This window comes from Flavilitoribacter nigricans DSM 23189 = NBRC 102662, from assembly GCF_002646595.1.
Classification (GTDB): domain Bacteria; phylum Bacteroidota; class Bacteroidia; order Chitinophagales; family Saprospiraceae; genus Flavilitoribacter; species Flavilitoribacter nigricans.
This window is the reverse complement of record NZ_PDUD01000019.1, coordinates 49,042-64,623: the sequence shown is the minus strand read 5'-3', so window position 1 is coordinate 64,623 and position 15,582 is coordinate 49,042. Positions and strand designations below refer to the sequence as shown.

General features: G+C 54.9%; 8 protein-coding genes. All 8 read right to left on the bottom strand.

Going from position 1 to position 15,582, the window contains the following annotated elements:
- Positions 1-8: 8 nt before the first annotated feature.
- The 8 genes from CRP01_RS13165 to CRP01_RS13130 all read right to left on the bottom strand — a co-directional run bounded on the left by CRP01_RS13165 (position 9) and on the right by CRP01_RS13130 (position 15,580).
- Positions 9-1,505, bottom strand: a complete 1,497-nt coding sequence (locus tag CRP01_RS13165; RefSeq protein ID WP_170110353.1) for a sulfatase — start codon at positions 1,503-1,505, stop codon at positions 9-11.
- A complete protein-coding gene (locus CRP01_RS13160; protein WP_099150520.1) occupies positions 1,492-3,081 on the bottom strand; it encodes a sulfatase in 1,590 nt (529 codons plus the stop codon). Before CRP01_RS13160 ends, CRP01_RS13165 begins: the two co-directional genes overlap by 14 nt.
- A gap of 47 nt (positions 3,082-3,128) precedes the next feature.
- On the bottom strand, positions 3,129-4,811 hold the full coding sequence (locus CRP01_RS13155; protein ID WP_099150519.1) for a sialidase family protein: 1,683 nt from the start codon (positions 4,809-4,811) through the stop codon (positions 3,129-3,131).
- A 172-nt stretch (positions 4,812-4,983) separates the two neighbouring features.
- On the bottom strand, positions 4,984-7,671 hold the full coding sequence (locus CRP01_RS13150; protein WP_099150518.1) for a sodium:solute symporter family transporter: 2,688 nt from the start codon (positions 7,669-7,671) through the stop codon (positions 4,984-4,986).
- 241 nt (positions 7,672-7,912) lie between these two features.
- Complete coding sequence (locus CRP01_RS13145) at positions 7,913-9,382, bottom strand: RagB/SusD family nutrient uptake outer membrane protein (protein WP_099150517.1); 1,470 nt, start codon at positions 9,380-9,382, stop codon at positions 7,913-7,915.
- Positions 9,383-9,419: 37 nt separating this feature from the next.
- Positions 9,420-12,713, bottom strand: coding sequence for a SusC/RagA family TonB-linked outer membrane protein (locus tag CRP01_RS13140; RefSeq protein ID WP_099150516.1), 3,294 nt, complete (start codon positions 12,711-12,713; stop codon positions 9,420-9,422).
- Positions 12,714-12,849: 136 nt separating this feature from the next.
- Positions 12,850-13,797 carry a dihydrodipicolinate synthase family protein gene (locus tag CRP01_RS13135; protein WP_099150515.1) on the bottom strand — a complete coding sequence of 316 codons (948 nt, stop codon included), beginning with the start codon at positions 13,795-13,797 and terminating at the stop codon, positions 12,850-12,852.
- A 328-nt stretch (positions 13,798-14,125) separates the two neighbouring features.
- Positions 14,126-15,580: a sulfatase family protein gene (locus CRP01_RS13130; protein ID WP_099150514.1), complete on the bottom strand. Its 1,455-nt coding sequence runs from the start codon at positions 15,578-15,580 to the stop codon at positions 14,126-14,128.
- Positions 15,581-15,582: the final 2 nt, after the last annotated feature.

Sequence of the window (15,582 nt, the reverse complement as noted above, 5' to 3'; positions counted from 1 at the left end):
TTTCGAGTCTACCGGTCTTTGTTTTGAGAAATAGGCATTGTAGGATTGGCTGCGTTCATCTGATCTGCTAGCCGGTTCATCACCGTTGCGTATGCCTGCTTTCCCGCCAAATTTTGTGTTTCTGTTTCTGTTCCGCTCAGCTGGTATAATTCCCGCTCCAGGACGGTCATATCCGGAAAATTCCTCCATTCGGTATACCGGTATTCGTCGGTGCGGATCGAGTAGCCCATGGTGCCGGGTTCGCGTGAATTGATCGCCTGGTAGGGGCGGACGAACTGACTCAGGGCAAACTCCGCCCGGTTTCCCGGTATAGCAAAGAGGTTATCACCGGCCAGATCCGCAGGTAACGGCAGGTTTGCCCAGGTGGCCAGAGTCGGATAAATATCAACTAATTCGACAATAGTGGGATCGACCTGCCCCTTTGCGATACCGGGGCCCGACAGGATCAGCGGGACGCGGGTAGCTGCTTCGAAATTGGTCGCTTTGCACCACATCCCGAAATCTCCCAGATGGAAACCGTGGTCGGACCAAAGCACCACGAGGGTATTATCCGATAGTCCCAGTTCAGTCAGTTCCCGCAGCAGCTTCCCGATCTGGGCATCCACATAACTGATGCTGGCGTAATAGGCGTGGAGCAATTCCACTTGTTTCGCCCGGGGAATGGTGTCTTCCGCGGGAATATCTTCGTATCCTCTCAGTTCATTGGAGTCGTGAAAAGCGATTTCCGGCGCGCCGACCGGTGCCGGAGTACTCTTGTACTCCTGGTGGATTTCCTGCGGATCGTACAGGTCCCAGTATCGCTTCGGAGCGGAAAAGGGCAAATGGGGCCGGCGAAATCCCACGGCCAGAAAGAAGGCTGAGTCCTGTATTTCCCTCAGGACCTCCATAGCGGCGGCAGCTACTTTGCCATCTATATAGGCGGTATCTGGCACATCGGCCTGCTCGCTGGCTGCCCCTTTGCTTCGCTGGGGTGTGTAGTTGGCCGGCAGGGCATATTTGTGGCCCTGACCATTACGGGTAACGGCATATTGAGAAGGCCCCGACCAGGATAAGGAATCCTTATGCGAAGCGGGATCGTGGAAGATCTTTCCGATCTCCCGGGCCGCGTAGCCCTGTTGTCGGAACAATTGCGGTAGCGTCACGACGTCCGGGCGGTGTTCCCGGAAATGGGGTTTGTTGGTCCATAACCGCAGGGCATCCGGACGCAGACCGGTCAGGACCGAAGCCCGGGACGGATTACAAACCGCTACCTGGCAGTAGGCCCGGGAAAATCTGGTGCCGGATCGGGCCAACTGATCCATGTGGGGCGAAATAACCGTTTGGTGACCGTAGCATCCCAGTACCGGACGCAGATCGTCGACAGCGATGAATAAGATGTTTTTCCTACCGGCATCTTCACCCGTTTCACCACAACCAAAAAACAGTGCGGCGAATACTAACAACACCGGTAACCACCAGGCTGCCTTCCAAAATTTCCCCGGATGGATTGGTTTACTTTTTGCCATCGATAAAGACTTTAGTCTCCTTGTGTAGGAAGGAATAAGCATAGGGGTCGAAAAGGAAGCTGTTCTTTCCGGGGACCGGTTCGGCGAAGGTATCCGGTATCCATTTCCGGTGCTGTTCAATGATCTCGGCGTAGCGGGGATCCCCGATCAGATTGGTCCATTCGTGGGGATCGGTTTTACGATTATAGAATTCTTCGGTGCCGTCATGATAGCGGATGTAGCGCCAGTCGGAGCTGCGCACCGCCATGTTCCCGGTCTTGATCTCCGATATCGCCGGATAAGGCCAGGCTGCTGTGGGCTCACGCAGCAACGGGGCCAGGGAATGACCGTCGAGATCAGCTTTTTCCGGTAGGCCGCAGAGTTCTACCAGGGTGGGAAATACGTTGACCATATCTACCGGCTGGGGGCAACGCTCGTCCGCCGGAGTGATACCGGGGGTACGGACGATAAAGGGGATCCGGGTACATTCCTCCCACAGCGTTTGTTTGTGCCAGTGCTGTTTGCTGCCCAGATGCCATCCGTGGTCGGACCAGAGCACAACGATGGTATTCTCGCGGTAGCTGCTCGCTTCAAGTGCATTCAAAATGGCGCCCACCTGTTCGTCGGCAAAGGTGATGCTGGCGAGATAGGCTTGAATGGCTTCCCGCCATTTTCCGGCCGCCGCAATTTTTTCAAATTCCCGGGCGGTCGCCAGCGCCAGTTTTTTGCCCGCTGCGGGTACGTCGTTTAGGTCGTCTTCCCGGATTGACGGCAGGACGATCTCATCCAGCGGATAGCGGTCAAAATAGGCCTGGGGCACATGCCAGGGCAAATGGGGGCGATAGGTGCCGACCGCCAGGAACCAGGGTTTTTCGTGTGGTTGGGTTAAAAAGTCGGTGGCAAAATTGACGGCCGCTACATCTCCGTAATCTTCCGGCGCTTTATCAGGGATTGGTCCCCAGTCCAGCTCGGCATTATGGGGGAACAAACCGTTGAGTGGTTTCCAGTCCGGAAAGGGAACGATAGGACCGCGGTAGCCGTAGGTCAGGAAATAACGTTCGGCGGACCATTCGGCAAAATTCCACGGATCATCAAACACCTGGTCCTGAAATTCATCCCAGCTGCACGGGGGATTATTACCCGGCGTATGGTGGAAAACCTTCCCGGCTCCGGCGGTATAATAACCGTGCTCCTTAAAATACTGCGGCATGGAGATCTCTTCCGGAAGGGTGGCTTTCCACCACTGATTGTTATCGTACAGGCCGGTAGTGGAAGGGCGTTTCCCGAGCATCATGGCATTGCGGGAGGGACAGCAGACGGTAGCGGAAGTATGGGCATTGGTGAACGCCACTCCGGCGGCCGCCAGCCGGTCTAGGTTCGGGGTGTATACTTTTCCTTCGTATCCACCTAAATAACCTACCCAGTCTTTCAGGTCATCGACACTGATGAGCAGGACGTTGAAGGGAGCGTTATTTGTCCGTGCTTCCTGGCCGGATGCAGGGGTAAACATCAGCATTAAAAACGCCATCACCCAGGCGGATAGCCCGGCAAAGGCAGTTTTATGGGAACGGAATGGATTGAATAGGTTTAGGTGCATAGTTTACGTTCGTTTTGCATTACGCCGATGACTATAGATCCCAGCTCTTATTTGGTTTCATCTTCTGATAGCGTTGAAAGCCTGCTTCGGACGAAGGTGATGGTCTGGTAAAGATCTCTTTCAAACAGGATGCCGAGTGTTTTCCCGTCGATCTGGACCAGATCGGAATAAGCAGCCGATCCGCCGTAGATCAGGGTTCCGGCGCTCCAGTTGCGGCCGCCGTCGGCGCTCGTGCGTACGGTCAATCGTTCCCTGCGCTGGGAGGCCGGGTTACTAAAGACCAGCATATGCAATCCGTCCTCTCGGTTAAACCGTAATAAACTTCCCTGGCAAATGGAATCGGGAAGTTTACAATCATACGCAGTTGGGCCAAAATTGTCGCCGCCGTCCGGGCTCCAGGCAACTTCCCGGCAATAGGGCTTACGGTTATTGTGATTGCTGCTGCGCATGTTGACGTATAGCTGGTTGGTTTCGATCTCGGCAACGGTATTCTCATTGGCATTGGTTTCCGGCAGACCGCCGATACGCCAGTTTTTGCCGTGATCGTCCGAGATGATCATATGGGGCTGGGTGCCGCTTCCCGACGGACGTCCGTGATTGGCCGGCACCACCAATCGGCCATTGGTCAACTGGATCCCGTGACAGGGGCCGGTGGCATACCAGGAACCCCAGTCGGGTTCTTTCAGTGAATCGGTCAGATCCGTCGGAGTGGTCCAGTGCATCCCATCGTCGGTGCTTTTCGTGACCAGGACATTTTTGTTGTCCCGGCAAAAGAACAACCAGATGTTTCCGGTTTCCCGGTCCACTACCGGCACGGGATTGCCGATCGTGACCTTGGCGGTCCCGCCCTCTTCGTAAACGAGTTGCAACTTCTGCCAGGATTGCCCGCCATCCGTACTCCGGCGAAGTACTAGGTCGACATTCCCGTGATCGGCGGCATTATCCTTTCGGCCTTCGGCAAAGGCCAGCAGCGTGCCCGCTTTGGAACGAACCAGGGTCGGGATCCGGAAAGTATGGTATCCTGCCTGGCCGCGGGTAAAGACATCTACCTGCTGATCACCGGCTACGGGATAATGGCGTTCGAGTCGCGGTATCCACTCCGAAAGGGGAGTGAACTTTCCCCACAGCCCGAATTTCCGGACGCTTAGTTGGGCCCGCCCGGGTTTGAGCGTCAGTTTTCCGAAAGGACGTTCGTTGGCATACTGCATCGACCATACCAGAGAATCGGCAATGCGAAATTCAACGGTATCTCCCCGCCGGCGGACATTCAGATCAAACCACGCTCCCGGCCGGATGAGTTCTGCCACCGGCCTGACCCGCTGGGTCCGATCGCCGAAGAAAAAGCCGCGGACGGTAATGTTACCGTTTCGGGAGAAAATAAGCTCTCCGGTTTCGACAGGGCCGGCCGCATCCAGCATCAGCGAAGCATTATCCTGGGAAAGATCTTCAATGCGCAGGCGGGCGAAGAGTTCGAAATCACCGCTACCGACACATTTTCCGGCGTGGAGACGGCTGAGGTCTCCGGTGGCCGTCAGTCCGTCTGCATTTGCTGCCCAGTCACCGGTCTCGTCCACGATGTCTACCGCCTGTCCGTCCCGGATAAACCAATGGACCGACGGATCGCTTATCCCCGCTGTTTTGCAACCGGAAAACCCGCTCAGACCGGATAGAAATAGTGCCAGACAGATCAGCTGGTAATAGGTTCGATTTGGGGGGGTGAATGCCTTCATGCTTCGATTATCATCTGATTTAATTAATCTAAGTTGGGATGCAACTTAGGTAGAGTGTATAGCGTAGAGGGATTACCTATCGTTAAAATGGAGCAAAATCGCTCATTATAACGGTTGCAGTCTCTTTACGCTCTACCATCTGCTCTCTACAATTCAAGTATCACAACTTGAATTAATTATTCGTATTTTCCTCCTGGTCCGTCAAAGTTTTCTGACCGGAATAGGTCAAACTAAGATCTACTTTCGATGGATCACCCAGGATCAAACTGGCCAGCCAACCGCAGATAAAACAGGACAAAACGCCCGTCGCCGAATACAGCATCAAATGGACTGGCTGGTAATAGGCAACCAGAATCTGCACGATCACGCTACAGCTAATGCCGACCAGCGCACCGGCACCGGTGGCTCTGGAGGACAGAATGCCGAGCAAAAACACCCCGCCCAGGCCCCCAATGATCAGGCCCAGTACTTTTTGAAATTCATCCCAGAGAGACTGAATATCCCAGGTAGCCATGATGAGGGCAAACGCCGTTCCCGAAAGGCCGATGATCAGGGTGGCGATCCGGGCGAGCCGCAGGCGGTCGATCCCCGCCGTCCAGCCGAAACGAAAATGGAAGTCTGTGGAATAAGCGGTAGCGGCGGAGTTCATGCTACTGGAAATACTGCTCATCGCCGCCGCGAAGATCCCGGCGATCAATAAACCGGAAACCCCGGTCGGCAACTGGGAAACGATGTACCAGGGAAAAATAGCATCATTGTTCGCAAACGTAGGGTTCAGTTCGGCGGGGAACGACTGGAAAAAAGCATAGAGTGCCGTCCCCAGGAAAAAGAAAATGAGCGTAGCGGGAATGGTCAGTAAAGCATTGGTCCAGACGCTCTGGTTGGCCGTCTTTACGGATTTGGTCGTGAGGTAGCGCTGCACCATGGTCTGATCGGTGCCGTAGGTCGTGATATTGGCAAACATGCCGCCCACCAGCATGACCCAGAAGGTCGGTTGGCGCAGACTGAGATCCAGATCGAATAAATTAAACTTATGGTCCTGGATACCGGTCTCCACAATGCCGCCGAAGCCGCCGTCTACTTTGGAAATGATCAGCCCGAGCGAAAGCAGCGCTCCGCCGAGCAAGACGATCACCTGGACTACGTCCGTCCAGATCACCGCCTCGATCCCGCCCATCATGGTGTAGATCAGACTGATAAACCCCATCACACCGATACAAAGAAAAATATCGATCCCCGTCACGACATTCAGGGCAATGGAGGGCAGGAAAAGCACCACACCCATCCGGCCGATCTGGTAGAGAATAAAGGAGGCGCTGCCCAGTAGCCGTACCGATAGATTGAATCTTTGCTCGAGGTACTCGTAGGCCGTGGTGAGGTTAAGACGGCGGTAGAAAGGAATAAAGAGTAAGATCACCAGGGGAGCGACCAGAAAAATGGTCATATTGAGCATGAAATACGACCAGTCCGTGGCAAAGGTCTTGGCCGGGATGGCCATAAAAGTGATAGCGCTGAGTGCGGTACCAAAGATGCTGAGGCCCGCCGCCCACCAGGGCACCCGGCCGCCGCCTTTGAAATAATCGTCGGTGTTTTTTTGTCTTTTGGAGAAATAGAAACCCATCCAGCCCAGTACACCCAAGTATACAGCCACTACCAGAAAGTCCCAGGTGGAAAGTCCCTGCCCCGCCTCTTTGTCGATCGATATGCGCGTTATGCGAGGGGTGCGAACTCCGGGTCTGATCTCGCCGGAGGGGATGATAATTGAGCTTCCCCAGGGTACGGCGGTGGTCGTCACCTGGCCGGTTGCGGGTAGTTCGCCGGCTATTTCCATCCGGTCGGTGACGGTATTGTAGAGGAATAACTTTTTGCCGAATCCCGGATGGTCATTGAGGTGGGCCAGCAGGTTTCGCTCGGCCCTTGGCAGCGACATTGTATCGGCGGTGCCGGTCCAGCGTTCGACTTCCTTTTTCAGTTCGTTTTCCCGCAGCATCAGCTGTCCGTCGGCGCCGGAGCTGAAAGCGATGCCCGATGTGCCCACCGGAAAAGCCGTACCGGCCATCACGGGAAAGGTAGTCGCCGTACCGATCTGTTCCCAGGTTTTAAGTAAAGGGTTATACACGTACCCATCCTGCAGGATCTCCACCGCTTGATCCGGCTGTACGTTCCGGCCGCTAAACAGATAGAAACAATTCTGCACGCCGTTGCTTTGGCCGGCACCCACGGCAAAAGCACGGGCTGGGCCGGGCCAGCTTTCCAATTCTTCCCATTCGGCTTTGGCCGGATCGGGACCGCCGAGATGGATCCGCCAGAACGTTTTGGTGGCCGGACCACCGGGCATTTCGACCCCACCGGCCAGGTACAGATCATCATTTACTTTAGCGAAAGCGAAGTTGGTGAGGGGACGTGGCAGGTCCGGTCCGGGCGTTATTTCCACCCGGTCCTCATCAGCCCGGTACTGAATGAACCAGGTCTTTTGCAGCACGCGATCGGCGGTATTTCCCCCGAAACAGAAAAGTCCCGCGGATGTGGCAACCGCTCCGCCGTAACCCGCTTTTTCCGGCAGGCGCTCAGCCATCAGTTGCCAGGCTGATTCCCCGGCGGCATTTTGCGTCAGCACAAAAATCTCATCGTAATAGACTTTTTGGCCGCCTTCCCAGGGCAGGGCATCGGGAAAGTTGGCGCCTCCGGCCAGGATCAATGCATCCTGATCGATACCGGTGTAGGGGCCGGCCAGTCCGGCTTGTACAAAATAATCCGAATTAGCCGGTAGCTCGGGCAGCAGGTCATAACGGAAATACTCCTGGGCCAGTGCAAAGCCACCGCATAGAAAAGAGAACAGGAACAAAAAGAGGTATCTCATGGAGATGGATTATGGGTTGAGCAACAAGCTGTGCAAGATAAGGGCCGCGATCGACCGATCGACCGGGCTTCCTGATGAAAAGTCTTACTGCTGATCAGTTTGCACAGGGTGTTGAAGGCAATCAGCCGGCCCCGGTTAGCGCCGGATCGAAATAGGGCCTTCGGTGGGATACTTTCCCACCTCGGGCCATATTTCATTATCCGGACGAAGCACGGCGAGATCGCCCCTGATCCGCTTCGGATCAATATCCGGGAGTTTGGTCGATCAAGGGGTTAATGTCGATGATGGTCTGGTTGACGGGAAAGTACAGCGGATATCCGTCTTTTCCCTCCAGATTGGGAATTTCATCGTAGATGTTGATCGTACCGCCCTCGTGAAAGCGGATGAGATCCCACCAGCGTTTCAACTCGCCGTTGAGTTCACGCCAGCGTTCCCGGAGGATCTCCTGCTCCACACTTGCCTGATCCCGGGGACCTTCGTAATCGCCAATTCCCGCGCGGTTTCTCGTTTTGTTAAGTTCGGTAATGGCGGCGTCGATCTCGCCTTTGGCGGCCAGCGCTTCGGCTTTGAGCAGGATGATATCCCCCAGGCGGTAAAGGATCAGGTCATCATCGTAGTAGCGGTCATCGTTATCCTCCCACCAGGTGCCCCGGAATTTATTGAAAACGGTGATGAGGGTATCCTTCGTTCCGGTATCCGGATTGGTATAAACGGCGTGAATGATGGAAGCATCCTCGCGCACATCGCCGGGATTTTCCTTGAACAGGGACATCAGCTTCACGCTGGGCTGGTAGACCGCCCGCGCCCGGTTGGCCTTGGACATATTGAAATCCCAGAAGTTGTCGGCTTGGGTGATGTTGTCCCCACGGGTAGCCAGCCTCAGACCGTAATGACCGTCCTGTTCGTCGCGGTTGAAATAGAGCGAGAAGATGACCTCATCATTCTTTTTGTTGTCCGAGCTGAAGATGGAGCTGAACTCCGGCAGGAGGGTTACACCCGAAGCCTCTACCTGACTGATGGCGGTCAGCGCCTGGTCAAGATCCGCAGTGCCGCCCTTGAGTACTTTGGCAGTCCACAGTTTTACGTCGGCCTGCAGGGCGTAAACCGCAGGTTTGGAAAGCCGGTTCTTATCCTCGAAGCCCGCCTCGGGAAATGCGGCCAGGGAGGCGTCGATATCACTGTTGATCTGTTGGAAGACCTGGTCAACGGATGAGCGGCCCACCAGATCGACGTCCACACTTTCGATTGGGTTGAGCACGATGGGTACCCCGCCGTACACCCGAGCCAGTCGGAAATACTGCAGCGCCCGGATGCCGTGGGCTTCGGCCAGGATCTGATCTTTCCGGTCCTGGTCGTTAAAATTTAATCGCTCTAGTTCCAGCAGGAGTCGGTTCAGGTGGTAGATCAGATTGTAGTCGCCGGACCAGCTGGGGGCATTATTGGCCAAAAGGTTCTGGGCCCAGGCCTCAGAGGTAGGGCCAATATAACCGGGATCAAAAGTATCCGCGCGATCTTCTCCGTAAACGGTATTGTTGGTGATGTCGCGCAGCCGGTCGTAAATGCCGACCAGGTAGGCTTCCGCGTCCCCGGCTTCGTTCCAGAAAGAAGCGGAGGTAATGTCGGAATTAGGTTTAACATCCAGATAATCGGTGCAGGCCGTGACGGCTACGGATACGATCAGCAGGCCCGCTATTTTAAGATGGAATTTCATGTTGTTAATTTTTAGGTTCATACGATCGATCAGATGATCAATAAGTTGCCTTTACTCCGAAAATGAGCTGGGTCGGACGGTAATATTCACCGGATTCTCCGCCGTTGTAGTGCTCCGGAGAGATGCCGTCGTAAGCCGTCAGGTAGCCGAGATTATTGCCGGTAACCGTGAAGTCGATATTTTCCAGGCGCAGTTTCGAAGCGACGGATGCCGGCAGGCGATACGCCAGAGAGAGTTGGCGAAAGGCCAGAAAATCTCCTTTGGAGAAATAGGCGGAATGGCCGTACGAATACGTATGTTGCGGCCCCACCAGCGGATAACTGGTATTGCGTACATGGTTGCGCTTGCCGTTGTCGAAGTCGGAAGCGGCGCTGTAACGTGGGTATTTGGCGTCGTCGCCTTCCTGCCACCAGACGTTGCCGTTGACGGCATCCTCGACAGTCATGACCCGGTTCCGGGCGTTGCCGTTGGCGCGGGCCCTCCATCCGTTGGAGATCACGTGGCCGAGCGCGTAGTCCATTACGAAACGCATGGTAAATCCTTTCCAGGTGAAGGTATTGACGATACCGCCCACTTTGTCGGGTGCCGCATAGCCGATGAAGATCTGATCGCGGTCGTCGATGATCCCGTTACCGTCCACATCTTCCCAGTTGGCGTCACCGGCTACCTTCTGATTTTCCGGATCGACGGACAGCCAGTAGCCGGATACTTTGGTGTCCCAGGGAGCGCCGGCCGCTTCGGCATCACTGCCGTAGACGCCGAGCATATTGAAGGCCCAGATGCCGCCGATGCGCTCTCCTTCGGCGTAACCGCCCACTTTAATGTACTGGCCAGTGGCTTGGTCGTAGATCTCACCGCCGTAGATGCGATTGCCGAATTCACCGTTGTCCGGCAATTCGACCACCGTGAGGCGATTGAAGCTGAAATTGAAATCCAGGTTCCAGCGGAAGCCGTTGCTGTTAATCGGCGTGGAGCGCAATTCGACCTCCAGCCCGCGGTTGCGGATCTTTCCGTAATTGGCGAGAATGGAGGTAAATCCGGTCTGATAGGCCAGCGGGATGCTGGTCAGTTTGTCGGTTGTAAGTTTATTATAGTAGCCCAGGTTGACGCTAAACCGGTTTTCGAGAAAACCCATTTCGGCTCCGATATCAAAAGACTGCGTCGTTTCCCAAACCAGGGAACTGTTCGCCAGGCGGGTATTGAGGATACCGGCGTTCCAGGTATAATTGTAACCCGATCCATACTGGCCCTGGGTATCCAGGATGTTGAGGACGTTGTTACCGGCTTTACCCCAGGAAGATCTCAGCTTGAGTCTGGACATCCAGGGGACATTCCAGAAATCTTCATAATGCACGTTCCAACCCGCAGACACGGCCGGGAAAAAGGCGAACTGGTTCTCATCGGTGAAACGGGAAGATCCGTCGTAGCGGGCGCTTACACTGAACAGGTATTTCTGACTCAGGTCATAGTTGATCCGACCGAAGTAGGACAGGAAGCGATCCGTACCGATAAAGGAAGTGGCGCGTTCGTCCTCCGTCAGACTGGCGTTGAGCGTAGAGATATAATCCGTCGGTGCGTTCCGGCCGTCGCCGCGCAGGTCGTAATCAAAATTGTCGGTCAGGTTCATCCCCGCCATGACGTTCAGATTGTGATTGCCGAAGGATTTGTAGTAATTGAAGATCCCGTCGAACATGAAATCGCGGTCGAGTAAGTGGTCCGAGGACATACTGCGGGTCCGGTCGAAGTCGTGGTAACGCTCAAAGTAGTTGGAGAAAAATTCGTTATTCGTCAGAGAGGCCGCCGGCTGAAAATGCAGTCCGTCCAGGATCTCCCAGTCCAGACCGAGGCGAACCGTGGTCCGGTGCCGCTCGTTGTTGTAATCCTCGTAATAGAGCTCATGCAACAGGTTCCGGGGAGAACCGGCACCTTCGCCGATGGCCGGTGTGCCGTCATCGTAGTACAGACGAGTGCTGTGTGGCAATCCGCGGGAACGCCGCAGGGTACCCTGCTCGCTCAGTACCCCTTTGTAATCGGCCAACTGGTAGTTGACACCGGCACTAACCATGATCCGCTCGCTGGCCTTATAGTTGGCATTCAGCAGAAAACTGGCGCGCCGGTAAAACGTACCGTTGAAAGCCCCCTGCTGGTCGGCGTAGCCGAAACTGGAATACACATTGAGGTTTTCCCCGCCTCCGGAAAATCCGAGATCGTAGTTATTGCTGACCCCGGTCTGCCGCATGACATCCTCGTAATTGTTGTCCAGAAAGATCATCTCCCGACCGGTAATGGGATCGGTCATGATCTGGTAGCCCTCGTTATTGAGTTTATTGTTGACGTAATCCTGTCCCATGGCGTTGACCAGATCATCCAGGAATTCCAGCGTATGCCGGGAGTTACCGTAGCCCCCGCCGTGATCCAGGTTGTTGATATTCCCGGTAGAGTAGGGGTAGGAGCCGCCCGTGAGCCGGGATGCGGAATTGGGGTGATCGAGATTCAGGGCCGCCGCTCTCCGGCTAACGGAAATATACTCTTCCGCGGTGGTGTAGGGGAAGAACCGAATCTGCTTGTCGTACTGGTTATTGTAACTGAAGGTGATCCGGCCGTTGCCGTTACCTGCACCGCCCGATTTGGTGGTGATCAGCACGATACCGTTCGCACCCCGGGCGCCGTAAATGGCGGTAGAGGCGGCATCTTTCAGGATCTGGATCGACTCGATATCGTTCGGGTTCAGGTCGCTCATGGACCGGATGACCCCGTCTACGATCACCAGGGGCCCATCGGATGACGGATTGAGGGACGTACCGCCCCGGATGATGAAATCCGCTCCGGCGCCGGGCATACCCGAATTGATCCGGATATCGACACCGGCGACTTTACCCTGCAGGGCCTGCACCGGGTTGATGGCGGTGGTGTTTTCCATCTCGGCGGTATTCACCGTAGAAATGGCACTGGTAACGGTGGCCTTGGATTGGGTACCGTAGCCGATAACCACCACTTCGTCCAGCATTTCCGAACTTGCCGCCAGACTCAGGTCAATCCGGGTACGGTTGTTTACCGCCACAGTTTGCGGCTCGTAACCGGTATAACTGATCTGCAGGCTGGCATTATTGCCGGTAAGCTGCAGGGAATAGTTACCGTCGAAATCGGTAACGGTTCCGTTCCCGGTGCCCAGTTCCAGAACGGTGGCACCGATAAGAGGCTCCCCTTCCCCGGAGGTCACCTGGCCGCTAACCGTAGCGGCCTGGGACCAGCCGAATCCGGCAAATCCGAAACTCAACAGAACCACCAAGAAAATTTGTTTGAACTTGTTACAGTTGGAGGATCGTTTCATAACATGATGAGTTTTGATTGTACAAATGATTTAAAATCATCGCTTTTGTGAAGGAATAAGCCATACTGCCCGGCACCCTTTTTACCGGGGCACCGGGACAGATATAGCTGGTATAGAAATCGCAAATCACTCAGGCTCAATTCGCCTGAGTCGGGCTGTTGACTATGGTCTGCCCGGTTAATTCGAAAAAATTCATTGTTTGCAGGTCCCGGTTTAGTCGTTCCATTTCTTCGGTATCCAGACTTCTGATGGGTAAGCGGCAGGGTCCGCAGGGGATACCGACGAGGTTCATGATGGCCTTTCCGCAGGCAATCCCTCCCCGGTATTTCAGGAGTACGCCAACCAGACGGACGGATTCCTGCTGCATCCGGCGCGCCGTCTCCAGGTCTCCGGCATCGAAAGCTTCCCGCAGTTTCAGATAAACCGGTAAAAAATAGTTGTAGGTGCTGCCTACGGCCGCCTGCACGCCGAGTGACAGACCACAGATCAGGATCTCGTCGTAGCCGTGCAGCAGATCGTAGCGACCACCGGCGGTCATCGTACACTGGTTGAATTCCATCAGGTCGTGGTGGGTAAACTTGATGCCGGCCAGGTTGGGGATCCGGCCGGAGGCTTTTTGCAGGAATTCCGGCATCGATAAATAGACGCCGGACATGGAAGGGATGTGGTAGTAATAAAAGGGTAGGTCCGGACAGGCGGCGGCGACGTCTGATGCGTAAGCGACCAGGTCATCGACCGTTGCCGGTTTGAAGAAATTCGGGGCAATACAGCCCACGGCGTAAGCGCCGATCTCCTGTGCATGTGCGGCCAGTTCCCGGCTGTCGTGCAGTCCGGAACTGCCGGCGTGCACAATGATCTTAAAATCGGGATCGGCACTTTTCATCCATTCTTCCGCTACCTTTTTGCGTTCGGCGGTAGTGACGGACATGCCTTCTCCCGTAGTTCCCAGAATAAAAGCTCCGCTGGCTCCATTCTGCTTCAAATAATCTGCATAGGCATGGATAGGGTTTAGATTAAGGGTTCCATCCTCGTGGAAACAGGTAAAAGGCGCGGCAATGAAGCCTTTTAATTTTTCATACCTCATGTCGGTGGTTTTGTTTGCTATTGTCAAAATCAGTCATTTTATAATTTAATTCTGATTTGTCAGACAAATAAGTTTATTAAAACTAATGTAGATTCTTTTTCCGAAATGTCCAAGGATCAGGTCGGAAATCTACCGGTATACAGGATCCGTTAAGTGCTTAGTTTATGAATTAGAGGTGATCGGTAGGGAAGAACCAACCAACTACGGTGGCATCTTTTTGGTTGTTTAGGGATCAATTTTCTACCGTTTAAATTGCTTCAAGCGGGGCCTAAAGAGGTCCCGAATAACCTACAATCGAATGATCTGACTCACCTGGTGGCCAGTTGCATCAGCCTTCGAAATCAAGCCCAGGGTCGAGGAATTCGGCATACGGGACGGTTTTCCGCGGTCGGTCGATACCGGTTTCCCGGATCAGATCAAAAAGACGTCTGGCTTTGTCGGGATCGATCAGCGGGTCCCGGGTCCGTTGCTGCCAGTTCCTCAGTTCGGTCCGCAAGCGCTCCAGTATTTCGGCCCGGTCCGGATCCTCCGACAGATCATTGATCTCGAAGGGGTCGGCCTGCAGATCGTACAGTTCAAATTCCGGAGGAGATTTTATGCGCAGGTAGGCTTCGCGTACCTGCGGACTAGCGGCCTCCAGAATTTCCTCCTCGGGGATCTTCACGGTATTGGCCAGTGTGAAAGCGTAACCCGGGTTGGTGGTTCCGGCCAGCGGGTTCCAGATCAACTTGTAGCGATCGTCGCGGACCGTGCGCTGGGGATAGGGATTGTGATTAGAATGTACGTGAAACTCGGTGAACAGATATCGCCTCCAAGCGACCTCTTCCCCGCGTAACAGCGGTAGGATCGAACGACCGGGAAGGTAAGCCGGTACGGGAAGTCCGGCTACTTCCAGGAAAGTCGGATAGAGGTCGATAGTACTGGTCAGTTGCTCCAGCCGGATGTTGCGGCGGGCGACTCCCGGCCAACTCACGATCAGCGGAATGCGCAGCCCACCTTCGTAGCTGGTCCGTTTACCGCGCAGCAGGTCCGCTCCGTGGTCTCCGATGTAGATGATCAGCGTATTCCGGTATTTGCCGCTCTTTTTGAGCACTTTGATCAGATCGCCGATGTAGGTATCCAGTCGCATCATACAGTTGTAATAATCAGCCGTGGAACTCCTCAGTTTGGAGTGATCCAGCGCCATATAGGGAAGCGCTGCTGCCTCGTCTCCGGTCAGTGGTTTTTTGGGGCGGTTATCCACCTGGGGAATGAAGGGCGCGTGTGCATCCGGATAATTGACCTGCAGGTAGAAGGGCTGATCACTTTCATTGATGAATTTTTCGGCATGGGCGGCGTATTGATCCATGTCCTTGCGGGCAAAATTGCTGCCCGGGATGGCGGTAAAATCGAACGGGAAAGCCGATTCTGGGTTGACGTGCAGTTTGCCGATAATGCCCGTTCGGTACCCGGCCGTCTGCAGGCTTCGGGGAATATTCGGCGTAGCTTCCCGGTACATGTGGTATTTCCAGGTGGCCAGTCCGATCTGACCGTTCTGATGGGGGTAAAGTCCGGACAGAATGGCCGCCCGCGATTGGGAACAGCCGGCCTGGGGAACAAATGCCCGGTTAAACAGTACGCCCCTTTTCGCCAGCCGATCCAGATGAGGTGTTTTGACGGGCGCTCCGTAACTGCCCAGTTCCGGACCGTTATCTTCGGAAATGATAAACAGGATATTTGGCCTTTCCCGACCGATCACCAGCAGCGGCAGCAGCAACCCGGCGAGCAGGAGCAATCTTTTCATGA